Annotated in this window: 16 protein-coding genes, 1 tRNA gene and 7 pseudogenes; 9 read left to right on the forward strand and 15 right to left on the reverse strand. The window is 56.0% G+C overall.

The features are described 5' to 3' along the window. Positions 1–341: 341 nt before the first annotated feature. Positions 342–1,457 (reverse strand): sigma-54-dependent Fis family transcriptional regulator, encoded by a 1,116-nt coding sequence (locus GHO41_RS08120; RefSeq protein WP_153326808.1) that lies wholly within the window; start codon positions 1,455–1,457, stop codon positions 342–344. A 325-nt stretch (positions 1,458–1,782) separates the two neighbouring features. On the opposite strand from GHO41_RS08120, the gene GHO41_RS08125 reads away from it, so the two are divergent. The 3 genes and pseudogenes from GHO41_RS08125 to GHO41_RS30670 all read left to right on the forward strand — a co-directional run. Continuing rightward, positions 1,783–3,156 (forward strand): LLM class flavin-dependent oxidoreductase, encoded by a 1,374-nt coding sequence (locus GHO41_RS08125; protein WP_153326810.1) that lies wholly within the window; start codon positions 1,783–1,785, stop codon positions 3,154–3,156. 94 nt (positions 3,157–3,250) lie between these two features. After that, the gene (locus tag GHO41_RS08130; RefSeq protein ID WP_153326812.1) at positions 3,251–4,165 is read left to right on the forward strand and encodes a TauD/TfdA family dioxygenase; all 915 of its coding nucleotides are present in this window, start codon (positions 3,251–3,253) and stop codon (positions 4,163–4,165) included. A 131-nt stretch (positions 4,166–4,296) separates the two neighbouring features. Continuing rightward, positions 4,297–4,392: pseudogene (locus GHO41_RS30670) on the forward strand (phosphoribulokinase); the annotation flags it as partial. Between the two features lie 113 nt (positions 4,393–4,505). On the opposite strand, the pseudogene GHO41_RS08135 reads toward GHO41_RS30670, so the two are convergent. Then, positions 4,506–4,715 (reverse strand): annotated as a pseudogene (locus GHO41_RS08135) (type II toxin-antitoxin system YafQ family toxin); the annotation flags it as partial. A 1,645-nt stretch (positions 4,716–6,360) separates the two neighbouring features. On the opposite strand from GHO41_RS08135, the pseudogene GHO41_RS08140 reads away from it, so the two are divergent. Beyond that, positions 6,361–6,972 (forward strand): annotated as a pseudogene (locus GHO41_RS08140) (phage integrase N-terminal domain-containing protein); the annotation flags it as partial. Between the two features lie 39 nt (positions 6,973–7,011). Here the strand turns inward: GHO41_RS08140 and GHO41_RS08145 are convergent. The 5 genes and pseudogenes from GHO41_RS08145 to GHO41_RS08165 all read right to left on the reverse strand — a co-directional run bounded on the left by GHO41_RS08145 (position 7,012) and on the right by GHO41_RS08165 (position 14,163). Beyond that, positions 7,012–8,099: pseudogene (locus GHO41_RS08145) on the reverse strand (IS3 family transposase). A gap of 673 nt (positions 8,100–8,772) precedes the next feature. Further along, positions 8,773–10,059 (reverse strand): NAD(P)/FAD-dependent oxidoreductase, encoded by a 1,287-nt coding sequence (locus GHO41_RS08150; protein WP_153326818.1) that lies wholly within the window; start codon positions 10,057–10,059, stop codon positions 8,773–8,775. 309 nt (positions 10,060–10,368) lie between these two features. Further along, on the reverse strand, positions 10,369–11,814 hold the full coding sequence (locus GHO41_RS08155; RefSeq protein WP_153326820.1) for a coniferyl aldehyde dehydrogenase: 1,446 nt from the start codon (positions 11,812–11,814) through the stop codon (positions 10,369–10,371). Positions 11,815–11,890: 76 nt separating this feature from the next. Next, a complete protein-coding gene (locus GHO41_RS08160; protein WP_178126482.1) occupies positions 11,891–12,964 on the reverse strand; it encodes a zinc-binding dehydrogenase in 1,074 nt (357 codons plus the stop codon). Between the two features lie 185 nt (positions 12,965–13,149). After that, positions 13,150–14,163: an AraC family transcriptional regulator gene (locus GHO41_RS08165; protein ID WP_178126483.1), complete on the reverse strand. Its 1,014-nt coding sequence runs from the start codon at positions 14,161–14,163 to the stop codon at positions 13,150–13,152. Positions 14,164–14,602: 439 nt separating this feature from the next. Between GHO41_RS08165 and GHO41_RS08170 the strand changes: the two genes are divergently transcribed. Next, complete coding sequence (locus GHO41_RS08170; protein ID WP_228392646.1) at positions 14,603–14,854, forward strand: winged helix DNA-binding protein; 252 nt, start codon at positions 14,603–14,605, stop codon at positions 14,852–14,854. 104 nt (positions 14,855–14,958) lie between these two features. Then, a pseudogene (locus GHO41_RS08175) lies at positions 14,959–15,218 on the forward strand (transposase); the annotation flags it as partial. A gap of 258 nt (positions 15,219–15,476) precedes the next feature. Here GHO41_RS08175 and GHO41_RS08180 read toward each other — a convergent pair. Then, positions 15,477–16,502 carry an IS110 family transposase gene (locus tag GHO41_RS08180; RefSeq protein ID WP_153326826.1) on the reverse strand — a complete coding sequence of 342 codons (1,026 nt, stop codon included), beginning with the start codon at positions 16,500–16,502 and terminating at the stop codon, positions 15,477–15,479. Between the two features lie 72 nt (positions 16,503–16,574). Between GHO41_RS08180 and GHO41_RS30675 the strand changes: the two are divergent. Continuing rightward, positions 16,575–17,339, forward strand: a pseudogene (locus GHO41_RS30675) (IS3 family transposase); the annotation flags it as partial. Between the two features lie 329 nt (positions 17,340–17,668). Then, complete coding sequence (locus tag GHO41_RS29765; RefSeq protein WP_178126485.1) at positions 17,669–17,884, forward strand: hypothetical protein; 216 nt, start codon at positions 17,669–17,671, stop codon at positions 17,882–17,884. A gap of 37 nt (positions 17,885–17,921) precedes the next feature. Here the strand turns inward: GHO41_RS29765 and GHO41_RS08200 are convergent, their stop codons facing one another. After that, positions 17,922–18,155: a hypothetical protein gene (locus GHO41_RS08200; protein WP_153326609.1), complete on the reverse strand. Its 234-nt coding sequence runs from the start codon at positions 18,153–18,155 to the stop codon at positions 17,922–17,924. A gap of 168 nt (positions 18,156–18,323) precedes the next feature. Here GHO41_RS08200 and GHO41_RS08205 point away from each other — a divergent pair. After that, positions 18,324–18,413: pseudogene (locus GHO41_RS08205) on the forward strand (IS5/IS1182 family transposase); the annotation flags it as partial. Positions 18,414–18,658: 245 nt separating this feature from the next. Here GHO41_RS08205 and GHO41_RS08210 read toward each other — a convergent pair. From GHO41_RS08210 to GHO41_RS08235, 6 genes are all read right to left on the reverse strand, one after another. Beyond that, complete coding sequence (locus GHO41_RS08210) at positions 18,659–20,470, reverse strand: integrase arm-type DNA-binding domain-containing protein (protein ID WP_153326607.1); 1,812 nt, start codon at positions 20,468–20,470, stop codon at positions 18,659–18,661. Positions 20,471–20,696: 226 nt separating this feature from the next. After that, a tRNA-Gly gene (locus GHO41_RS08215) sits at positions 20,697–20,772 on the reverse strand. A gap of 66 nt (positions 20,773–20,838) precedes the next feature. Then, positions 20,839–21,396, reverse strand: a complete 558-nt coding sequence (gene pgsA, locus GHO41_RS08220; RefSeq protein WP_048370021.1) for a CDP-diacylglycerol--glycerol-3-phosphate 3-phosphatidyltransferase — start codon at positions 21,394–21,396, stop codon at positions 20,839–20,841. Positions 21,397–21,428: 32 nt separating this feature from the next. Continuing rightward, entirely contained in the window at positions 21,429–23,252 is a 1,824-nt protein-coding gene (gene uvrC / locus GHO41_RS08225; RefSeq protein ID WP_048370019.1) for an excinuclease ABC subunit UvrC, read from the reverse strand. 2 nt (positions 23,253–23,254) lie between these two features. Further along, entirely contained in the window at positions 23,255–23,893 is a 639-nt protein-coding gene (gene uvrY, locus GHO41_RS08230) for a UvrY/SirA/GacA family response regulator transcription factor (RefSeq protein ID WP_082148726.1), read from the reverse strand. Positions 23,894–24,009: 116 nt separating this feature from the next. Further along, entirely contained in the window at positions 24,010–24,372 is a 363-nt protein-coding gene (locus tag GHO41_RS08235; RefSeq protein WP_048370013.1) for a helix-turn-helix domain-containing protein, read from the reverse strand. Positions 24,373–24,427 lie beyond the last annotated feature (55 nt).

Genomic DNA, 24,427 nt, shown 5'->3' on the forward strand with positions numbered 1-24,427 from the left:
CAATAAGTAGTAGAAGGTCTGGGTAATTGTGCTTATCGGGTATATAGAACGTTAGCGCTCCGCAGGACTGGACCGCAGCTGGGGTCGACAACAATGGATGTCTCGGTCATACGTGGCCCGCAGGTCGCGGTACTGTTGCAAAGAGCGCAGCGTCGCAGGGCTTCTGTCGCATATCCCACAGTTCGGGCTGTGGGGCGCAAGGGGGAAAACTGGCGCAGGTCTATCGTGGGAGCCAGCTTGCTGGCGATGGCATCTATTGGGTGTATCTGAGACACCGCCCCCTTGAATCACTGGCAAGCCAACGCCCTCAGGTTTTGAGTCCAAAATGACTGGCTTCAAACTCAGCCCCTGCTGTTACCACGAACACCCTGCGCGGGTGGCATCAGGTCATGTCGTTTCATCAGGGTGCGTAGCGCATGACGGCTGATCCCCAGCCGCAGCGCGCTGTGTACTTGATTGTGGTGGTGATGGCGCAGGGTTTCTTCAAGCAACATGGCCCCCCACTGAGTCCACAGATGGTCATCGTCATGCAAGGTCAGCAAATCGTGGATCTGACTGTGTATGTTCTGCCAGATAAGAGCGGCGGATGTATCGGACTGTCGGACTTGGCTACCCGCCGGGGGCTGAGGTTCAACCCGGGTGCGAGCCCGGCGACGTTCGCTCAAATGCAAATGCTCGACGTCTAGCACGCTTTCACCGGTTTGCAAGGCGGCTGACAGCAGTACGTTTTCCAGCTCGCGGATATTGCCCGGCCAGGCATAACCTTGCAGCGCCTGTTGTGCCGTTGGGCTGAGGCTCACCACTGACCGGTGTTGCTCGCGCGCAAACTGAACCAGAAAATGCTCTGCCAGCGGCAGAATGTCTCCCGGGCGTTCACGCAAGGGCGGAATCTGCAGGGTGACGAGGTTCAGGCGATAGTACAGATCCTCGCGGAACTGCCCGCAGGCTATTGCCGAATGCAAGTCCACGTGGGTGGCGGTAACCACTCGAACGTCTATCGGAATTGGCTGGCGTCCACCGACGCGCACGACTTCTTTTTCTTGCAGTACGCGCAGCAGCTTGACCTGTAGTGACAAGGGCAAATCGCCGATCTCGTCAAGAAACAGGGTGCCTCCTTGCGCCGCCTCGAACCAGCCTTGCCGACGACCATTGGCACCAGTAAAGGCGCCGGCTTCGTGCCCGAAGAGCTCGCTCTCGGCGAGGTTTTCGTTGATGGCTGCCCCGTTGACTGCCACGAATGGGCCTTGGCGGCCGCTGCATTGATGCAGGTGTCGGGCCAGCAATTCCTTGCCGGTTCCCGTTTCGCCCTGAATCAACACAGGCACGCTGCTGGCCGCGACTCGCTCGGTCTGGCTTTTTAATAATTGCGAGCGCGGATCGGCGAACAGCAAAGCTTTGGCGCGAATTTCCTCACGGTGATTTTCGTGAGGGGCCAATGTGAGTACGGAAGCATTCATCAAGCATCCTCTATCCCTGAAGGTGGCAGAGAACTATAGAGAGGCTTCAATATATTTAAAAGTAATCTAATAAAATCTATATATTCGATTTTATTATATAGAGTCGTATAAAAAACAAGCTGTTTTTTTGGATAGCGCTGAGCCAGACGCCACAGTTGAGCTCAAAAAATGTTGGATTTCTTACAGGAAATTTTGCCCTTTAGATAAAAATCCTTATTAAACAGCCGGTTATATCTATGGCATGGCTTCTGCAATGTTAGGGAAACGTGTCGTTGAGTGTTCGAACAAGACGTCGCTAATCCCTGTCGTTTTTGAGAGTGTCCACATGAGCAAGCGTCAACTCAGTTTGAATGCTTTTTTAATGAGTACTGGTCATCACATTGCAGCTTGGCGTCACCCCGATGTGCCGAAGGGTGCCGAGTTGGACTTCAAGCAATACCTGCGTGTGGCCCAACTGGCCGAAGCGGCCAAATTTGATGCGGTGTTTGTCGCCGATGGCGTTGCTGTGGGTAAGTCCAGCAATGCCGGTAGTACTGGCCGTTACGACACGGTGGGCAAAACCGCACGCGGCTCGTATTTGGAGCCCTTTACCTTGCTTTCGGCGTTGGCTGCCACCACCGACAAGATTGGTCTGATCGCCACGGTCAGCACCAGCTTTAACGAACCCTACAACCTGGCGCGAAAATTCGCTTCGCTGGACTGGATTTCGAACGGCCGCGCCGGATGGAATCAGGTCACTTCCGGAAATGATGACGAGGCACAGAATTTCAGCCGTGACAGTCATCTGGATCACGCCCTGCGCTATGAACGTGCCGACGAGTTCCTTGATGTGGTCAAGGGGCTCTGGGACAGCTGGGAGGATGACGCTTTTATTCGGGACAAGGACGGCGGTCAGTTCTTCGATCCGGCCAAACTGCACGAGTTAAATCATCAGGGCGAACACTTTCAGGTCAAGGGCCCGTTGAACGTGGCTCGTCCGCCTCAGGGCTATCCGGTGCTGGTGCAGGCGGGCTCTTCAGAGGCCGGAAAGGACATCGCAGCGCGCACGGCGGAGGTTATTTTTACCGCACACCAGAACCTGGAAAATGCCCAGGCTTTTTATGCTGACGTCAAAGGTCGTCTGGCCCGTTACGGCCGCAGCCCAGATGAGTTGAAGATTCTCCCCGGCATCTTGCCGATCGTGGGTCGCACCGAAGAAGAAGCCCAGGCCAAGTATCAAAAACTGCAGGCGCTGGTTCATCCACAAGTGGGGCTGTCATTGCTGTCCGGGATGATCGGCGCCGACCTGTCAGCCTACGACATCGACGGCCCGGTGCCGCGGGATCTGCCGGAAACCAACGGCAGCAAGAGCCGTCAGAGCTTGCTGCTGGATCTGGCCGAACGCGACAACCTGAGTATCCGCGAGCTGTATCTGCGTATCGCCGGGGCACGTGGACATTGGGTTGTGGTTGGCTCCTACCTGCAGGTAGCCGATCAGATTCAGGAATGGTTCGAAAAAGGCGCCGCCGATGGTTTCAATGTCATGCCGCCTTGGCTATCGGGCGGACTGGAAAATTTTATCGAGCTTGTGGTGCCTGAACTGCGCCGCCGCGGACTGTTTCGTAGCGAGTACAGCGGCAGCACCCTGCGCGAGCATCTGGGGCTAGCACGCCCGGAAAACCAATACGTCCTGCGACGTGAGCAACGAGTCGTTAGCTGAGCGGTAAGCAGCACTGCGTGATCTCGAAAACGTTATCCATCCTTGATCAATCTGTCGTGAAAATTGGCGGCTAGTCCTGCCAGGAGGATCCACTATGAGCTTGACTATTGAGCCGGTAACCGGCCGCATTGGAGCCATTATCAGCGGCGTTCGCTTGCCTGATCTGGATAACGCCCAGTTCGCCGAACTGCACCGGGCGCTGCTCACTCACAAGGTATTGTTCTTGCGCGACCAGCACTTGAACGATGCTGAGCAGGAAGCCTTTGGTCGTCTCTTCGGCGACCTGGTGGTGCACCCCACCACGCCGTCGGAGGCGAATACAGCCGGTATTCTTGAAGTGGATTCGCAGCGTTCGCGGGCCAACTCCTGGCACACCGACATCACTTTTGTGACGGACTACCCGAAGATCACCATCTTGCGCGGTGAAGTGATTCCCGACGTCGGCGGCGACACCGTGTTTGCCAACACCGTCAGCGCCTATCAGGAACTGCCCCTGATACTGCAGCAACTGGCTGACAGCCTCTGGGCCGTGCATACCAATACCTACGATTACATTGCCCCCAAACAAATTGAAGCGGTGGCTACCCAGCGCTTCCGCGAGCAGTTCACCTCCACAGTGTATGAGACGGAGCATCCATTGGTGCGGGTGCATCCTGAAACAGGGGAAAAATCCCTGCTGCTCGGCCATTTTGCGCAGAAGCTGGTTGGTCTCAATATTCAGGATTCGCGGGCGTTGCTGGAGCGGTTCCAGGCGCACATCGTCAAATTGGAAAACACTGCGCGCTGGCGCTGGAGCCAGGGCGATGTGGTGCTGTGGGACAACCGTGCGACCCAGCACATCGCCGTCGACGATTATGGTAATGAGAGGCGCGTCGTGCGTCGTACCACAATCCATGGCGAAATCCCGGTGTCGGTTAACGGCCAGAGCAGTCGGGCAATCAAGCCCTCGGCGCATACGCGTACGCCTTTGACCGAGACAGACAAGCCGGGACTCAAGAAGGCCAGTTAGGGTAAGGCTAGCCAGCAGGCGACACGGTTTGTCTGAAGCGCCGAGGTGTTGCCATCGCTGGCAAGCCAGCTCCCACGAGTAGTTCCTGGAATGTTGACTCACACAATCTACTAATGAAATGGCTACCCCCGCCACCCGAAATTAAGGCTCTGTTCAGTAACGCGCTCGACCCAGCGCGGGCTGTCGAGTTACGTGACAAGATGCTGGCAGCAGGCCTGCCTATCTGAGTCCTGTCATTTGCAGCTAATGCTGGTTTGCAGGAGCGGACAGTCGCAGTTAATCCTGGTCGAAGAGGGCCTTGATTGCAGGTCGGAGCAGGTTCAAATGCAGGCCGTTACAACTACTTCTCGAAAAGGTCAGCGTGGGTTCCTGTTCGAACGAAGACGATTTGCTCTTGTTTGCTTTCAACAGCCAGACGGTAAATCAGCAGGAAATCTCCGCCGACATGGCACTCCCGAAAGCCCACGCAGTTGCCTTTTAACGGATAGTCTAACCATTCAGGCGCTAAAGCCCCGTCCTTGGCGACCAGCAGCATCATGACTTCCTTGAGCCGGTTAAGATCACCGCAGCAATTCGCTTACCTACAAAGGACGCGTTGACCCCTAACGTCTCTCCTGACTGGTTGAACGTATCAAGGTGCCGGCTACTTTCCTGGCGACGATGCAACAGTTTTCATTTTTAGTAGCACGGCATACTCCACAGGACGAGACAGGCTATGGCTACTAATGGCCCAGAGTGTGTAAAAACGCTTCGTCAAAATTGAAGTGCGCGCGTTTACGTTAAATCTGAAATTTATCGACACGTCAGCAGATGCGCGATTTCTAGTCCGGTTTTGAGTACCTGTCGCGTTCGAAAACGTTTTTACACAGCCTCGGCCGAACGGAGCCGGTCAGGGCCACGAAGCATGCTAGTCAAATCCGATGTAAATCACTGGTCAGGCCGAATGCAAATGGGTGGGCAAGTCTGTGCAATTACTCAGCTCAGTCATTATCGAGCTTTTTCGGTTTGCCCGGACTGCTTGAGATGACGAGGCAATTGAAGAAAGCCTTAGCCCGATCCACTCTCTGCCACGGGCTTGCGCGATCTCTTCACCGGCTTAGGACAAACAAACTTCGATAGGTAGGCTGTTGGCGCTGATGCGGTTTTGACCCAAGCTGCCGGAATTGATTAACCCGCCTGAATGCCCAGCAAACGATCGCCCTGCGTGGGATTTCCGAAACTGCCTATGGGGCAGACGAAATCAGCAGCCTGAGTCAAAACCGCATCAGCGCCAACAGGTTGCACTCCGCTGCGGCTTAAGCGCCCGCCATTACCCCCCCACTACCCGCGAACTCTACCTCACTGCCGACCACTTTTTTGGATGCCACCGCATGCAAGGTGCCTGTGCAGGAGTGGCAGGGACGCCATGCCCCTCTGCGCGGGCAGCCGACAAGGCCGAAGGCCGCGTCAGTGCCGCAGGCCGGGGATAAGCATGCGCCTGCCGCAGCGTCTTTTGCTATTACACGACACCGATGCCACGACATGGGCCGTCACTGCACTCCGCAGTGACGGCCCCGCGCAATGCAGCAACAATACGACGTCGCGCAGATCGTATTTACGTTGGCGCTACGTGATGATGCTCTTGCACACTGAAACTGCAATGACCTACCGGCGGGCCTAAACACCGGAACCCCTGGTGCAGGGCAGAAAGCACTACTTCGTGCGAATCACTTCGCCGATGCCGTACCCACTCGGTTGCCCAGAGCGCAGGTTCCTGCAAGCGCTGAGCTCGCATTGAGCGGAACTCTCCCGGACACACCTTGGCTCATCACTGTGCGTCGACCCTACCCATGGGGAGCCTGCTTTATCCTCGGCATGTCCAGTACTGCCAACGTCAACCTACCGCCCAACGGGGCGCCGCTTCGTCCCCGCAATGGCTACCGGCGCAATGCCTGGTACAGCCCTGCCCGTCCATTTCCCACTCACTGTCACAGGAGGTCTTCATTACCAGCGAATCGCATCTTTTTCATCTGTTCATTAGCAACTCCCCTGCCCGGCCTTCCCACAGGAAGCAAGGCAGATGCCTCATTTGAGGCCACAGGTGATCTGAGCACCTGGCCCTCGCCCTTCGGGGATCTCGCCTTGGCGAGTTGGCAATAACACTCACCGGATTTCAACTCAGCACCATATACAGAGGACATTGGCAGGAGGTCTGGATGGACGATCTCACCTACACGCTACGCCAACTCTGCCAACGCAACCGTGATGGCAGCCATGCTACCCAGGCCGACCGGCAACGCGGTCTGACACTGGTCGCCCGCCAATTGCGCGAAGCGGGGTTCAGGCAAATGCGTGCGCCCTCACTCAAGGGCAAACATGTCGAGGCACTGGTTGAGCGCAGGCAAGCTGAGGGCTTGTCGGTAGGGACACTCAAGAACCGTCTGGCGCATCTGCGTTGGTGGGCCGAGAAGATCGGTAAAGCGGGTATCATTCCGTCCGACAACACCCAGCTCGGCATTCCTGAGCGGCGTTATGTGACCAACGAAAACAAGGCCCGGGAGTTGGGCGATGCACTGGATAAGGTGAATGATCCCTACGTGCGCATGAGCCTGACGTTGCAAGCTGCATTTGGATTAAGGCGCGAGGAAGCCATCAAGTTTCAACCCCGCTATGCCGACCGAGGCGATCACATTGCCCTCAAGGGTTCATGGACCAGGGGTGGACGCGAGCGCACGGTCTTGATCACCACCCCCGAACAACGCGCGGTGCTTGACCAAACGCATCAATTGGCAGGGGCTGGATCACTGATCCCAGCGCACAAGACGTTCGGTAATCCCCCCATTTCTAATACACGTCAGAAATAGAGGTCAGGCCACCAGGGCCAACTTCTGTTTAGGTGTGATACCGCCGAGGGCCATATTCGGGCGTTCGTGATTGTATGTCCAGATCCAGTGCGTGCCGTAATTCTGAACTTCCGCTCTCGATTCAAACAAGTAATGCTCCAGCCAGTCGTAACGTACTGTGCGGTTATAGCGCTCGACGTAAACGTTTTGTTGCGGGTTGCCCGGCTGAATATATTCCAAACGGACGCCCCGTTTTTCAGCCCAATCCGTGAGTTTGGCACTGATAAATTCCGGGCCGTTGTCACTTCGAATGACTTGTGGCTTCCCGCGCCATTCAATCACCCGATTCAGCGCTCGCACCACACGTTCAGCCGGAAGCGAAAAATCAATTTCCATACCCAGGGCTTCACGGTTGAAGTCGTCGATCAGATTGAAAACCCGAAAGTTGCGCCCGTCCGCCAATTGATCATGCATGAAATCCATCGACCAGCACTGGTTGCTGCCCCCAGGAACAGCCAGCGGCTCGGGCTTCTCGCGCACGATACGTTTGCGCGGTTTGATACGCAGATTCAGTTCCAGCTCACGGTAAATCCGATACACCCGCTTGTGGTTCCAGCGATAGCCTTTGACGTTGCGCAGGTACAGAAAGCATAAGCCGAAGCCCCAATTTCGCTGATTATGGGTAAGGCGTATTAAATGATCGGCAATCTCGGCGTTTTCAGGCGCCAAACGCGGCTGATAGCGGTAGCACGTGAGGCTGATCTCGAAGGCCAGACACGCCAGCCTGATGCTGCACCGACCTGAACGAACCACTTCCTGCACCATCTCTCGTCGCCAAGATGGCTTCACCACTTTTTTGCCATGGCTTCCTGGATGATTTCGGCTTTGAGACGCTCTTCGGCGTACATTTTTTAAGCCGACGGTTCTCTTCCTCCAGCTCGCGCAAGCGGCGCCATCAACGAAGCATCCATACCACCGAATTTGGTGCGCCACTTATAGAACGTGCCCGAACTGATGCCATTTTCTCGGCACAGCTCTGGCGCAGGGGTTCCAGCCTCTGCTTGCTTGAGGATAGCCATGATTTGACTGTCTGAAAAACGCGATGTCTTCACGCAAAATTTCCTTGATCCGGTCAGGAGAAAATTCTACTTCTGATGCGTACTTTTTTCAGGGGGGATTACCTGGAACGACGCCCCCCCTTCGTGAGCTCTACCTTATGATAAAGACGCCCCAAAGCCGCTTCAGATGATTGCGTACATCTTTCGTACATAGACTTCGCTATCCCATTGAGACGGTGCATCCTGAACCACTAATACCGTATCACCCTTCTCTACCCTGACTCGGTCAGTCGGCCCCATTGCCCAGCACAACGGCTCCATCCAGTATATGCATCCACTCGTGACACTTGTGAGGCCATAAAATGCGGCTATAGGGGCGCCGAATTCTACATCCCGATCTTGACCGCAGGCACAGCATCGAAGATACCTTTCGAACCCCAATTCGGCATGGTTCTGGTCAATACTTGGATCGATGTTCAAACAGATTTGCGGTGCCCCCCCGGCGCGCCGGCTGTTTGTCTTTTGCGCATAACCGCTGGCTTTCTGCAATTTGGTCACTATAGGATCAATAACTGGTTACCGTCGTCGTCCATGGGTGCGTCGAATTGGAAAGGCCTGGCGTATAAGACAGTCATGGCACGAAATTGTACTGCGCTTGACAGGCGATTACCGCCCGCCCGTGACCAGCTACAGCGGCGACTGAGTGCGCAACTCAACTCGCCTTGCGTCAATCGAGGCGTATCCTCGGTTGCACAACCCTGTTCAGTATGTCGCTAAGCCAGATCAGGCTACCGCGACGCAGTCCGTTCAGGCCAAACTGGTGCTGGCGGTAGAGCATGGCGTGCCCGATCTGCGCCACCCACCCACGAATAAGCGTGGCCGGAAGCATCCCGCGGCGAGCCATTGTCCCATAAGCGCCATAGCCACCCAGCGACACCAGAGCACCGAGGTCATGGAACTCGAAGGACTTGATCGGCTGCCCACGTAGGAACCGGGGAAGGTTTTGACACAAATGACTTGCTTGTTGATGCGCCACTTGGGCGGTGGGGGCCAGCGGCCTGTCATTGCCGGGCAGGGTTAAGCTGGCACAGTCGCCCAACGCAAACACACGGTCATCGTCGATAAGCTGCAACGTCGGACGGGTCACCAATTGTCCGGTGCGTGCTCGTTGGAGGCCGTCGATGCCATCGAGCACGGCGGGGGCGCGAACGCCCGCCGCCCACACCTTGAGCATGGCATTGACTCTTTCACCGCCTTTCAGCATGAATCCGTCAGCATCAACGCCGATAACCGTAGTGTCGGTCCTGATATCGACGCCGAGCTCATGCAGCTTTGCAGAGGCCAGCGTCGAGACCGCTTCGGGGAAGCCACCAAGAATTCGCGGACTGGTTTCGATGAGCGTAAGCCGTAACCGCGCTGGCTGGGCGGCGGCGCCATATGTCGAGCCGATCTCGACGAGCTGGCTGATTTCGGCCGCCAATTCAACGCCCGTAGCTCCCCCACCGACGATGGCTATATCGATGGTGCCACCGGACATGGCCGCGTGCAGAACTTCGCCACGCAGACGCTGGTTGAATGTCTCCGCCTGGCACAGATCGTCGATGAAAAAGCAGTTTCCGCTGACGCCCTGGATCCCGAAATCGTTGGCTCTGCTGCCCATCGCCAGCACCAGAATATCGTAGTCGAAGCGCCGGGGCTCCAGAGGTTCGGCGCTTAGCGTCGGGGGCTTGATTTCGATGAAGCGTCGCGCGCGGTCGAGGGTGCTCAGCTCGCCGGGCATGAAGTTGAAATGATTGCGCTTGGCCTGGGCGAAGAAAGGAATGCCCTGCTGGTGTGCGTTGGCCGTGCCAGCGGCGAAGGTATGCAGCATCGGCTTCCACACATGCAACGAGCTGCGATCAATCAACGTAACCTGCGCTTTCCCCTGCTTGCCCATCTTGTTGCCGAAATAGGTTGCCACTTCCAAGCCGGCGACGCCGCCGCCGACGATAACTATACGTGGGATTTGCTTCATCAAGATCACTCTATTCCAGTTAGCCAAATGGCAATCGTTCGGTACCTAGGCGAGCAATCCCGCCAGGACGGATGCGCCAGCCAAGGCGCGCGGATCGCAAGGGGCTGACGAGTCGGAAAACCGAAAATGCATATGTGCCCGGGCAGCCGCTATTGGAGTACCCAGGTAAAGCTTGTGCAATACGGAGGATCAAATTCGTCCCTGACGATTTCAGGGTCACGTTGTGGCATCCCGCACGGGCTGGTTGCTCAACGCTGTCCGATGGACTGCCTTCTCATAACAATCCATCGGGTGGCACCGCGGGGAGTTTCAGCCGCCGAGCATTGCGGCAATCGAGTCCCGTGTCGTCTCGGAATAGGGCGCGCGCATCAGCAGGTTGGATTCCCCACCCGAACTTTGGCTAAAGACCGGTTTTGCATGGCTGAAGGTACGGAAGCCGTGAATGCCGTGGTAGGCACCCATTCCCGAAGCGCCAACGCCGCCAAAGGGCAAATCCTCGATGAACACGTGGGTCATCGCGTCGTTGACCACGAGCGCGCCGGAAGTGGTGCGCTCGACCACCTGCCGACGCTCTGCGGCATCCTCACCGAAGTAGTAGACAGCCAGCGGCCGGGAATGCGCATTGATATAGCCAATGATCTCGTTAAAGTCGCTGTAGGTCTTGACAGGCAAAATTGGGCCGAAGATTTCTTCCTGAAGCACCTGCATCTCGTCGGTAGCCCCCAAGACGAGCGTAGGTGCGATCTTGCGTCGCTCGCGGTCGTCTAGGTCCTCGCCGGCCGGATTGATTTCGACTAGGAGAGCGCCCTTCTCGCGCGCGTCGGCCAAATAGCCCTGCAGTCGGTCGTAGTTGCGGGGATTGATGATCGAGGTGAAATCCGGATTGTCTTTTAGCGTCGGGTACATCTGGCCAACTACACGCGTCGCCTCAGTAACGAATGCATCAACGGATTCTACTGGCAGCAACACGTAGTCGGGCGACAAGCAGATCTGCCCGGCATTGAAGGTCTTTACTGTCAACACCCGCTCGACTACCGTGCGCAGATTGGCGGTGCGCGACACGATGACGGGAGATTTACCGCCCAGCTCCAGCGTCACCGGCACCAGGTTGTCCGCCGCAGCGCGCATGATATGCCGCGCGACGGAGGTACTACCGGTAAAGATCAAATGATCGAAGGGCTGCGCGGAGAAGGCGGCGCCCACATCGGCACCGCCAAGGATCACCGCAAACTCCTCCTCGGCGAAGTATCGCGGGACCAGCTCGGCAAGTAGTGCCGAGACCTTTGGCGTAAGCTCTGAAGGCTTGAGCATGATGCGGTTGCCGGCGGCGAAGGCACCTGCCACAGGGCCGAACGCCAGCGTGACCGGAAAGTTCCAGGGGCTAACGATCCCCACCACGCCCAGCGGCTGATATTCGACGCGCGCGTCGGTTCCCTCGAACGGAGCCTGCAGCAACTCAGGCTGCATCCATTCCCGGAGGTGCTCACGGCTGTGTCTCAGGGCCGTCACGGCACTGCCGATATCCGCGAGCAGTGTTTGCTCACGGCTGCGGTTGCCAAAGTCGGCAGAGGCGGCATCGGCCAGCGCCGTACGGTTTTCTAGCAGAAGGTTGATCGCGCGGGTGATGCGATCGATCCGCACGTCGGCACTGGGATGTTCGGATGCCAGCAGGGCCGCTCTCTGACGGCCGAGCACTGCACCGATCTGTGCCGCTGCCGTCTGTGCGAGCGTAGCGGATTGAGGTGAAACTGCCATCGGTAATCTCCTGCATGAAGTGGATGGCCTCGCTGGCTATCTTCGGATAGGTCCAGTAGGCAAAGTAATGGGCGTATCAGTCGTGCGTTAGGACGATTCGACCGTCGACCTTCCCTGCCTTAAGCTGGGTGATCGCATCGTTGACTTGATGAACGGGCATGGCGACGGCAGGAATCGGCTTCACCTTTCCAGCTCGGACATAACTCATCAGTTCGTTTAGTTCGTCGACACTGCCGACAAACGAGCCGCGAAGGTTGAGCTGCTTGATGGAAAGGATCGGCAACGGCACGCGCAATTCGCCACCGAACATGCCTACGACTACGAGTTCACCATTGATTTTCAACAGACCGATCGCCAAATCAGCAGTGTCGGTCGAACCGACGAAATCGATGACTCCTGCCAGCCCACCCGTGGCGTCGAGTAGCGTCTGTGCAGCCTCGGGGGCTTTACTGTTGATGATTAGATCCGCGCCAAACTCATCTCTGGCGACTCCCAGTCGCTGGTCGTTGACGTCGATGGCGGCAACCTTCCGAAAGCCCATGGCCTTGGCAACAGCCAGCGCCATCATACCGACGCCTCCGACGCCGATGATGCCGATCCAGTCTTCGCGTAGTCTTTCTACTTTCTTCAAAGCGGAATACGACGTCAGCCCAGAGCAGGCATAGGAGCCGGCAAGGAGCGGATCCACGCCAGTAGCATCGATCAGAAACCGGGCGTCCGGTACGATCAGGTGGTCTGCCTGCCCTCCGGGTTGTTGCATGCCGATCACCTGCGGCTGCGCGCATTGATGGTCCTGGCCGTTGTTGCATAACTCGCAATGGCCGCAGCCTATCCAGGGATAGACGATGACTGCTCGGCCCAGGTCGGCAGAATCCAGGCCGGAATCGGCCCCGAAATCGACAATTTCCCCAGACGGCTCATGACCTAGGACGAAGGGTGGCGTGACGCCCAGGTCACTCAATGCAAGGCTGTTTCCTGCGCCGAGATTGAGGTGTCCTTCGTGAAAGTGGAGATCGCTGTGGCACAGCCCGCAGGCACGGATGCGCACGCGCACCTGTTTGCCCGTAGGCGGCGAAAGCAGGGAGGTGCGCTCGACCAAAGGGGAACCGAACTCGATCACAGTCTGGGCTTTTACCAACTGGATGTTCATAGATACTGTACGACGCTCGCGCATCGCCTCCAAAGTTATGACGCACTAAAAAGCCGGTAATTCGAGCATGTCGAACCGGCACTATGTCGCTAAATCGATAGGAGAGCCGTCCGTACAATATAAGGTCGATGTCGCAGAGGAACTCTCCCTAGCATGCAAATGCGTTAGCCATCCCATGCAAGGTTTCATTTCGAGTTGCGGTGCATTTCTCGGTAGACCCGCGGCGTCAAGCCAAAATGCTTCCTGAATAGCCGGCTGAAGTGGGCGATATCGGAGAAACCGACATCCAAGCCGAGCTCCGTTAAAGTCTTATGACTCAACGCGGGGTTGGCCAGCGCGCGACGGAACGCATCCAATCGGTAACGCAGGATCAGCCTCTGCGGTGTCTGTTCTGCTGCCTGCAGCGCGTTGTATAACGTGCGCCGGGAAACTTGGAGAGCCTGCGCCAGGCTATCCACGGTAAGTTCCGGATCGTGATAGTGATTGCGCACCTGTTCTTGCGCTCGCAGCAGCAGGATGTGGCTCGTTTTATTGGCCGCTATAGGAAGCAATGGCTCGATGGCCCGAGAGACTGCAGACCCCATCAGTAGGGCAATCGACTCTCCGAAACTGCTCAAGTCGTCAAGGCCAGGGTCGATTCCCCCATCCAGACAAAGCCGCATCGACTGCATAGCAAGTAATGCATTACCGCGTATCGGCTGCACGGCGGTGGTCTCGTGCTCAACGAAGCGTTGCCACGGCCAGACATCGCGTACCGGCAGAGCCAGGGCTAGACACTCGGCCCCGTCATCAGAATCGATTCTGTAAGGAGTGGTAGGGTCGTAAAGCGTCCAAGTACCCGCTTTCAACGCGACTTCGCGTGCACCCTGGCTCAGCAGGCTTAGCCCTGCGATCATGAATAGTACCTTCAAGTACTTACTGTCACGCTGATCGACTTTCCGGCGATGGCTGATGGCGATGAGACCGCCCGGAGAAAAGGCGGCGAAACTCAACACGGCAATCCGCTGAAAACGGACATTCATCTGAAAGTGTTCGGACCTCCTTCCAGCGCGAGCATTAAGAGTTATCGGCACTAGCACATCCGATAGAATCTCCTGCCAATCGGCGGCACGTTTGGCGTCGTGAAAGCTATGTCGCTGGATCGGAATACTAGCGGGTAGTTGCACATCGATCGGAGCAGGCACGCGGGAATCTTTCATGTCACAGTACATAGCATCTTCTCCATTGATTCCCACGTAATGCCACGGTTCGTCTAGCTTTCATCATCTGCGACAGCTTAGACTCCCCCCGATGGCCATCAGCACCGCTATGCCGTATCACACGAGAAGAGTTCAGCCCTACTGCATACGATCCATCGCACTAACCTCTCTGCGTCGATGCAATCGTCGTTCATGGAGCGGTGTTTTGTGGTTAGACCAGCACAAGTACTGCGTGAACTGTCGTCCCGCATAACCACTCCGCTTGATTAAATGGCACGTCATGCATATTATTTGATGATACATCGTATGGGACGCAAGCCGTTGAAAATCGGCCAGTGGGCTGACCTTGGGGGACGGCTTCCAGCCGTGGGGCAATCATCGAAACGAGTGCTAGGCCGGCGTCTCTGCGACGGGGGCTTGTCGGACGCAACCAACGGCGCTGCCCATTCTCGAAATGCTTCGTATGGGTAAAAATCTGATGCGCCAGCGCGAACTGGCGCAGCTGTTGGGACTGAAGGACTCAGCAGTAGTCAGAGTGCTGGACACTCTCAAAAACGGCGGTTTCCTGCGTCTGCTGCAAGACCCTACAGATCGGCGGGCGAAGCGGTTGGAGCTGACCGACGAGGGGCGGGTCTTGGGCCAACGCATCGAGAGGATCGCCGGTCTGCTTTGGCAAGAATTTCTTGGCTAGTTGAATCCCGCCGATGTCGAGATCATGCTGAAGATGCTCATGTAGTGGTCTAATGAAACCGGACACCCATTTAGGCGAGAATGCTCGCCAGATCGAGGTGTCAGATGACCAAACAACGCCGCTCCTTTACTCCTGAATTCAAGCGCGAGGCTGCCGACCTTGTGCTCAAACAAAACTACAGCTACATCGAAGCCAGCCGTTCACTCGGTATTGGTGAGTCTGCATTGCGCCGCTGGGTTGACCAGATTCAGAAAGAACATAAAGGCGTCACCCCGCAGAGCAAGGCACTGACTCCGGAACAGCAAAAAATTCAGGAGCTGGAAGCACGGATTGCTCGGCTTGGCGAGAGAAATCAATACTAAAATCTATGGTCACCCCCTTTTTTGCAATGCTGATTAACGGGCGAAGTGGTTGGTTTGCTTAAATCTATCCGGCGTCTATAGGAGGCATGCCCCGCGCCATGATGAGAGTCGCGCCTGACGATCCTGAAAAGGCTAACGGCTTTTTGCAGAGCCGATTTTTAGAGCAGGTTCTTCGCCAGGCCGGTGGGCCGTTCACGTCATCCATTGTTCAGCTATCGCAAAACCTGAAGGTGGTTCGTGGTACTAGAACAGCAGCTGAGTCAGATAGCCATGGCATCTGTCCCTGCGTTGAATACTCGATGACCGACTGAGATCGCCCAAGCGATCCGAGCTAGTTTGTTGGCCAAGGCACAGGCCACCACGTTCGAGTGCCGTCGTATCAGCAGCGAGCGAACCCAATCTGCCAATGCGCCGTGCTGGTTCTTTAATTGCTGAAGATAAACTCGAGCACACTGAACCAATAATCGCCTGAGATTTTTGTCGCCGCGCTTGCTGATTCCTAGCAAATTAGCTTTTCCCCCGGTGCTGTATTGCCTGGGTACCAAGCCAATGGAGGCAGCGAAGTCACGACTACTTGCGTATTGCTTGCCATCGCCCATTTCCACAGCCAGCAGGCTGTCGGTGATCGGGCCGACGCATGGCATGCTCAGTAAACGACTGCCCAGATCATCGTCAGCCAGTTGGCGAGCCAGATCCTTATCCAGATCCTTGATTTGGGTGTCCAGGTAGTTGAAGTGTTCGCGCAAACGATCCAAGAGGGTCGTGAGTCGAGTGGGCAGCTCATGTTCAGTCAGGATGACAGGCAGACGCTTCATGATGGCCAATCCTCTGGGTAGGCTGATCCCGAACTCCAACAGGAAACCATGCATCTGGTTCACAATTTTGGTGCGGTCTCGCACCAGTGATTCACGTATACGATGCAAAACTGAAAGCGTCTGCTGGGCCTCGGTCTTAGGTGAAACGAAACGCATAGAAGGGCGTGATGCCGCTTCGCAGATGGCCTCTGCATCGACAAAATCGTTTTTGTTGCCCTTGACGTAAGGGCGGACGAACTGCGGGGAAATTAGTTTGGCTTCATGACCCATAACCATTAGCTCGCGAGCAACGAAATGCGCTCCCGCACAGGCCTCCATCGCCACGGTACACGCCGGAAGGTTGCTGAAAAACCGAATAATCTGCTGACGTGACAGTTTTTTGCGAAACACTTCCCGGCCTGCCTTATCCTGACCGTGCAGATGAAAACTGTGTTTGCCGAGATCGACCCCGACCATTGCTAACTCGCTCATGATAATTTCCTCCGAAACGTACCCCCAAGGAAAGTCTAGCCTTCACAGTATGTGGGGGTGACCATCTCATTAGGCTACCGCGCTCTTGATGTCGGAAGATCTCGAGCGTTCGCGCTGATCCATCAGCTAAGGGTCCATGAACCTGTTGACTGCTTGTGCGAGGTGTTCGAAATCACCCGTTCGACGTACTACGCCCATCGCCTGAGGCGGCGATCTCCGGGTGTTGAGAGGATTCGATTGCGTAGTCGCGTCAGTGAGCTGTTCTCGCAAAGTCGCAGCTCTGCGGGCAGTCGCAGCATCCTGTCGCCGATGCGTGAAGACGGTGAGCAACTCGGTCGATTCAAAGTGCGTAGCTTGATGCGGGAGCTTGATTTAGTCAGCAAACAACCCGGCTCCCATGCCTACAAACGAGCAACAGTAGAAAGACTGGATATCCCGAACACATTGAACCGCGAGTTCGACGTGCCAGCGCCCAATCAAGTCTGGTGCGGCGATATCACCTACATTTGGGCGCAAGGCTTGTCTTCCAAAGAAATCCAGCGCTGTTTAAAGCGCTATATCATCAGGGAGCTATACCCTTTGATCCTGGCGGATTTAGCCGATTCGGCTCGATCTTGTTGACATAGGAGCGTCAACGCACCGATGGAGCGCGTATTTCGCAGCTTGAAAACAGAATGGATACCGACCGTGGGCTATCGAACTGCGCAGGAAGCACAGCGCGATATCAGCCATTTTTTGATGCATCGCTACAACTGGATTCGGCCTCATCAATTCAACGATGGGTTGGCTCCAGCGCGGGCCGAGGAAAAACTTAACGTCGTGTCCGGGATTAGTTGACCACTACAGTCGGCCTAGTGCATGTCGAGTGAAGAGGAAAATTTTTCTATGCAAACTGCCCACACCGTCCTGATTCTGTTGATACTGGTGGGCATCTCAAAGTTGGTGGCTAGGGTGATCCCGATTCCGTTGCCCTTGGTGCAGATAGCGGCGGGGCTACTCTGGCCTGCCCTCCCCCTGGGCTTTCACGTGGAATCCGCACCGAAGAGTTCAGATGGGCTGCAAACAAGCTTCGGTGGATTGCTGGGCGCCTCAACACGGCCAGCAGTGAAGATGATGTCCAGGCTGTGATGCGGATTATCGGCGCTTGCGAGACAGACGAAGAGCGGATGAACGGCTTCGCCCGCGATGCAAAGGCGGGAAAGATCGCACGGGAAAAGCTAGTCCGCAACAAACTGAGGAGGATCCTACCCTCTCATACCAGCCAACGGAAAGTCCGCGCCATGAAAGTGCAGATAAGCGAAAAGGTGGCGCGGAGGTTTCGGAATGAGAGTTTGGTCGAGCTGAAGCGCGGCCTGGACGATGAGATCGTCGCGCCGAATTGATAAGCGAGGCTGTTTCTCGAGCCATTTCACTCCAACCTCAGGGAACGAGCAGTGCCTCATGAATTTCAATGGCAGGAATATCAACGAGCTTGCGCTTTTCGGCAAGCCTGCCCCTCATCCTATTCACATCGAAAATCTGGCCCTGCTCCATAAGCGTTAAAACCAGCGCTCTGGAAATCCGATAATGACCGCATGACGGGCAGTCGCGCTCTTCAAATTCGCCGCCAACCTGGATGCTTTCAGCGCTTCCGGCACAAATGAGACAGCTCATGGGCCCCCACCTTATTATTTTTATGAGGATAAAGCCTGTCAGGTTCTGATTGCCAACCCTCGAGCACGACTGACCTTCATTCTGCCAACTGGCTCACCCTTCTCCTATTGAATAACCCAACTGTCGCATTCGGTCACGGAGAGCGACGCCTACCCGAGGTAGTCGTCACGTCCAGTGGCCTCTCGATTCGACAAGTTCAAGAGAAATTATGAACGTATGATGGCCACAGCTTGCGCCTTCCTTTGGTTACCTATGTAAACGGCAACAGACCCTAATGTGGCTGACAAAGCAAAGCCCTGACGGTTCGTGGCCGTCAGGGCTTCTAATCCCTCAAGCATCTCAACATGGCGGAATGTAAAAAAATGATAGCAAGCTAACGATAAAATGTCGAGACTCGCAGTCATTATATCGTTTCGACTACAAAGTTCAGCTATGCAGCCACGGGCGCTGTATTTAGTTTCCCAGCCAACCCTTAAGACCCGGAACTCGTGACTGATCCTTTTCTATGCACTTTGAAGAGAGGCGTTCTCCCTACTCTTCAAAGTAAAGCACGCAGCCATAACAGCCTCATGGAAATTCGCTGACGTAACGGCCTCAATCGGCGTGCGGCCATCCAGTACTCCATGGGGATTCAGTAATGCTCGGTAAATCACCCAGAAATCAGCGTCCTGCGAATGCTTCAGCACAGCTTGCACAAGCTTATGTTTCAGCGGATCTAGGTGCCAATCTGGAACGCGCTGCCCCTGGTTACCCAGGCTCAACGCAAGCACTCTTCTGGCCTGAATCTCATAGCTGATCCACCTGCGTGATTTTCCGGCCATCTCAGCGAACACCGCAGCTGGCAGGTTATGCGGGGCATTGAACATCTCCAGCATTTCCATTCGCTCTCGCTGTATCTCCGAAAGCCCAGGCGCTAGTCCTGAAACAGCCGATATGCGTTGAGCGGCTGCAGGCAGCGTCGGCGTCGCCCCCAGGATGGGAGCGCGCGTCGCGGTAGGGACCACTTCGTCAAAACCTCCCGCCAACTGCGGAACACCTTCTAGGTGAATGGTGATCGGCATGCTAGCCGCTTCAACCTGGCACTGCTCGAAGAGATCCAGTCTATCGGCCCAATCCTGCATCATCCTGCGGCGCTGCTCGACATACTCGGCATGGTTGTACGCTGCGCTCACTTTATCAGGATCGGCGTGCGAGAGTTGTGCATCGACCCAGACCTTCGGGTAGCCAATTTCATTGAGCGCAGTAGAGATAGTGCCTCTGATGCCATGACCCGTCAGTTGATCCTTATACCCCATCCGTTTCAGCGCGAGATTGAGCGTGTTCTCGCTGATGCGCTTTTTCAAGTCACTGTAGTGAGCAAACAGGTATCGCTGCGCAGGCCTCACTTGATCCAGCAGGTGGCGAACGACCTCTATAGCCTGCACCGACAGCGGCACGATGTAGGGTGGGATATCACCGGGACGCTTGCCCTCCTTGCGCAGTTCAAGCTGCAGCTGCTTCACCACTTCAGGGGGGATGATCCAGAGGCCCTTATCGAGGTGGAACTGATCCGGCGTCGCCAGCCGCAGCTCCCCTGTACGCACTCCAGTAAAAAGCAGCAATCGAAGGCCAAGCTGGGTCTGCAGCTTACCGGGATACTTGCGTAGTATTTGGAGCATGGCCGGGAGCTCGGGCATGCGCAGGAATGGATTGTGGCGCACAGGCGGCTGGGGCAGTGCGACGACGTCCAGATCGAACGCAGGATTCAGCGGTAACCCGGGGACGATGATCAATGCGTAACGGAACATCTGCCGGAACCAGGTACGGACCTTTTCGGCGGTAGTGAGCGCTTTTCTGCGTTCGATCCTAGCAACGACCTCCAGCAGGTCGGGGCGTTGGATCTCATAAATTGACCGCCTTCCAAGAGCAGGAAGAACGTCCTTGGCAAAGATGCGCTGGATCTGTGAGAGCGTGCTCTGTCGTCCTTCCTTGAGGACAAGCCTACGATGCTCGACCCACTTGTCGAACACTGCCTTGAACGTGCTCTCGTCCGCGAGACGGACAGACTGCCGCTTCTGCTTACGGTGTGTTCGGGGATTGATGCCCTTGGCCAAAAGAGCTCGGGCCTCGTCGCGTAGGGTACGCGCTTCCCGGAGGCTGACCTCAGGGTAAGTGCCCAGCGACATGCGTTTCTGCTTACCGGCCCAGTAGTAGCGGTAGTGCCACGACTTGCCGCCTTCAGGTGCGATCGCCAAGGATAGCCCATCAAGGTCGCCGAGGGTGTAGGGCTTTCCGGTTGCTTTTGCTTGCCGGACAGCCAGATCTGAAAGTGCCATGCTCTAGCTCCTGAACTCTTGGTCAGAACTAGATACTTGTCGCGTAGGCCTCGCTCCTCCAGCAACAATCCGGAAACCGCCACGCCCGTATTGATGGACTTAAAAATGGACTTAAAAGTCGTGGCTGTTAGTGGTTTTCGGCGGAACTAACTGGAACGAAAAAAGGACCCGAAGGTCCTGATTTCAACGACTTACAGACTTCAATGGACGTCTGCAGATCATAATATGGAGCGGGAAACGAGACTCGAACTCGCGACCCCGACCTTGGCAAGGTCGTGCTCTACCAACTGAGCTATTCCCGCGTTTTGGTGTTGCGCATTCTATAGGTTTCCAAGAATGCGTCAACCCCTTGATTCAAAAAGTTTTATTTATTTTGTCGAGGTGGTCTTCAAATGCGGCCAGGCAGCCCGCAAGTATTGAACCATCGACCACAACGTCAACCCCGCCGCGACCATCAGTAACCCATAACCGATCAGGACCCAGAAGCTAAAGTCTGACGGGTTGGCCAGCAAGATGACCAACGCCAGCATTTGCGCCGCTGTTTTCCATTTGCCCATGTTCGACACGGCAACCTGGGCGCGCGCCCCCAGCTCTGCCATCCACTCGCGCAAGGCCGAGATGACAATTTCACGACCTATGATCACCGCTGCCGGCAAGGTCAGCCAGAAGTTGTGATGTTCTTGCACCAGCAACACCAGCGCGACCGCCACCATCAATTTGTCGGCAACCGGGTCCAGAAAGGCGCCGAACGGTGTGCTTTGTTCCAGTCGGCGGGCCAGATAACCATCCAGCCAGTCCGTTGCCGCGGCAAAAGCGAACACAGAGCTTGCAGCGGCATAACTCCAGCTGTACGGGAGGTAAAACAACAGAATAAAGAACGGAATCAGAAGAACGCGTAGAACGGTGATCAAATTAGGGATATTCATCGGCACAACTGGCTACGAGGTGAGGGAGCATTCTACTCGCTGTGCAGGTTTGCATAAATCAACTCAGCGAGCTTTTTACTGATACCGGGTGCTTTGGCAATTTCTTCGATGCTGGCACGAGACAGCTCTTGTAATCCACCAAAATGTTTCAGCAGGTCACGGCGACGGGTTGGCCCCACCCCCGCAATCCCTTCCAGAGTAGAGGTGTTACGGGTTTTACCACGTCGCGCACGGTGCCCGGTAATGGCAAAACGATGGGCCTCGTCGCGGATCTGCTGGATCAAATGTAGCGCCGGCGAATCACCTTTCAAGGTGAATTCATGGGCTGCATCGTTCAGGTACAGGGTTTCAAAGCCCGCCTTGCGCGTCGTACCTTTGGCCACGCCGAGCAAAATCAGGTCTGGTACGGCCAACTCGTTGAGCACGTCACGAGCCATCGAAAGCTGCCCCTTGCCCCCGTCGACCAAGAGGATATCGGGCAGCTTGCCCTCGCCTTCCTTGAGCCGACTGAAACGGCGCATCAAGGCCTGGTGCATGGCGGCATAGTCATCGCCCGGGGTCACACCTTCGATGTTAAAACGCCGGTAGTCGGATTTGATCGGGCCTTCCGGGCCAAATACCACGCAAGAGGCAACGGTGGCTTCGCCGCTGGAGTGGCTGATGTCGTAGCATTCCAGCCGTTGGGGGATTTCGTCGAGCTTCAAGACTTGCGCCAGCGCTTCAAAGCGCGCCGCAACATGCAGACGGTTGGCCAGACGTGCGCTCAGCGCCTGCTCAGCGTTGGTCACGGCCAATTGCTGCCAGCGCGCACGGGTACCGCGCACGCGATAACTGATGGCCATCTCGCGCCCGCGCAGGGCTTCAATCGCCTCGCTGATAGCAGCAAAGCTCTCGTGTTCGACGTTAACAATCAGCTCACTCGGCAAATCGCGCTCCGGGCTGCTGATGTAGTACTGCCCGAGGAACGCGGCCATGACTTCGGCCACTTCTTCCTCGATTCCCACCTGCGGGAAGAAGTTTTTGCTGCCCAACACGCGACCACCGCGCACATTGATCAAATGCACGCAGGCACCGCCCGGGTTGACGAAGGCCGCGACGATATCCACATCGCCAGTGCCACCTTCCATGCTTTGCTGGTCCTGAACCCGACGCAATAACGAGATCTGATCGCGTATTTCGGCTGCCCGCTCAAAATCGAGGGTACTGGCGGCCTGCTCCATCTCGTTACCGAGTTCTTCCGTCAACGCACTGCTGCGCCCCTCAAGGAACATCACCGAGTGGCGCACATCCTGGGCATAGACCTCTGGCTCAACCAGACCGACACACGGTCCCTTGCAACGCTTTATCTGGTACTGCAAGCACGGCCGGGTGCGGTTCTTGAAATAGCTGTCTTCACACTGACGGACCATGAAGGTTTTCTGCAACAGGCTCAAACTTTCACGGATCGCCCCCGCGCTGGGGTAAGGCCCGAAATATTTGCCCTTCTGCTTCTTGGCACCGCGATGAATGCTCAGGCGCGGGTATTGACCATCCGACAGAAACACATACGGATAAGACTTATCGTCGCGCAGCAGGATGTTGTACGGCGGGCGCCACTCCTTGATCAGCGTCTGCTCAAGCAGCAACGCCTCGGTTTCGTTGGCGGTGATCGTGGTTTCGATTTGCGCAATACGGCTAACCAGCGCCGCTGTTTTAGGCGCCAGACCGGTTTTGCGGAAATAGCTGGCCAGGCGTTTTTTCAGGTTCTTGGCTTTGCCCACATAAAGCAGGCGCGCCTCACTGTCGAACATGCGATACACGCCGGGCCTGCCGCTACACGTCGACAGAAATGCACTGGAATCAAACACGTCAGTCATCGTCAGCCAGCATCAACCATGCCATGACGAACGGCCAGCAACGCCAGTTCAACATCACTTTTGACCGAGAGTTTTTCATAAATGCGATAGCGGTAGGTGTTGACTGTTTTAGGCGACAGGCAAAGCTTATCGGAAATGACCTGGACCTTTTGGCAGCCGACAATCATCAACGCGATCTGGATCTCGCGTTCAGACAAGGCATCAAAAGGAGAATCGCTGGCAGGCTGGAAAGACTTGAGCGCCAACTGCTGAGCCACTTGCGGGCTGATATAGCGCTGCCCGGCAAACACCAGGCGAATGGCCTGAACCATTTCGGCCAAACCAGCCCCTTTGGTCATATAACCCGCAGCGCCTGCCTGCAACAAACGCGTCGGGAACGGGTCCTCTTCACACACTGTTACCGCGACGACTTTGATGTCTGGATGGCTGCGCATCATTTTGCGCGTCGCTTCCAGGCCACCAATGCCGGGCATCTTGACATCCATCAGGACGACATCCGGTTTCAACTCACGCGCCTTGGCGAGTGCCTCTTCGCCAGACTCGGCTTGACCGACGACCTGCAGACCATCGATATCCGACAGCATTCGTGTAATGCCCGTACGCACAAGATCGTGATCATCGACCACCAGAACCCGAATCAAGTCGACACCTCGCAAATTGCGTCTAAGTTGGTGCCGCCTACCTTAACAAAAAACAGTCAGCCGACCTACCTATCCATGCATTCATGAATCAATACGCCAGCGCACAGGGCCACTGATCAATCGCTGGACTCTTGACGCTTGCGCAACGGCTGCGCCACCGACATTTTCGCCAGGCTTGAGGTTAATTGGCGAATAGCATCCTGATCGTCTTTATGCAGCCCGCGATACGTGACCAACACCCGCTCTTCAACTTGGGTAAGGTTATCGACCAGTGTCGGCGTACGGGCGCCCGTCAACACATACAGAACATCAACGCCACGTGCTGCAACACGCGACAAGTAATCAGCTTTTGGCGCACGGTCGCCATTTTCATATTTGCCTTGGGCGTTCGCTTCTACCCCGCCGATTTCGCCAAATATTTTTTGCGAAAGGCCCAGACGCTCTCTTTCTTGCCGTAAACGCGAACCAATTCCATTCATCTGAATATACGACTCCACTTTTAACATCCATTAGGATGGTATAGTCTGCAATAAT

Origin of the sequence: Pseudomonas sp. FSL R10-0399, from assembly GCF_009600165.1 — a bacterium.
In the GTDB taxonomy this organism is placed as follows: domain Bacteria; phylum Pseudomonadota; class Gammaproteobacteria; order Pseudomonadales; family Pseudomonadaceae; genus Aquipseudomonas; species Aquipseudomonas helleri.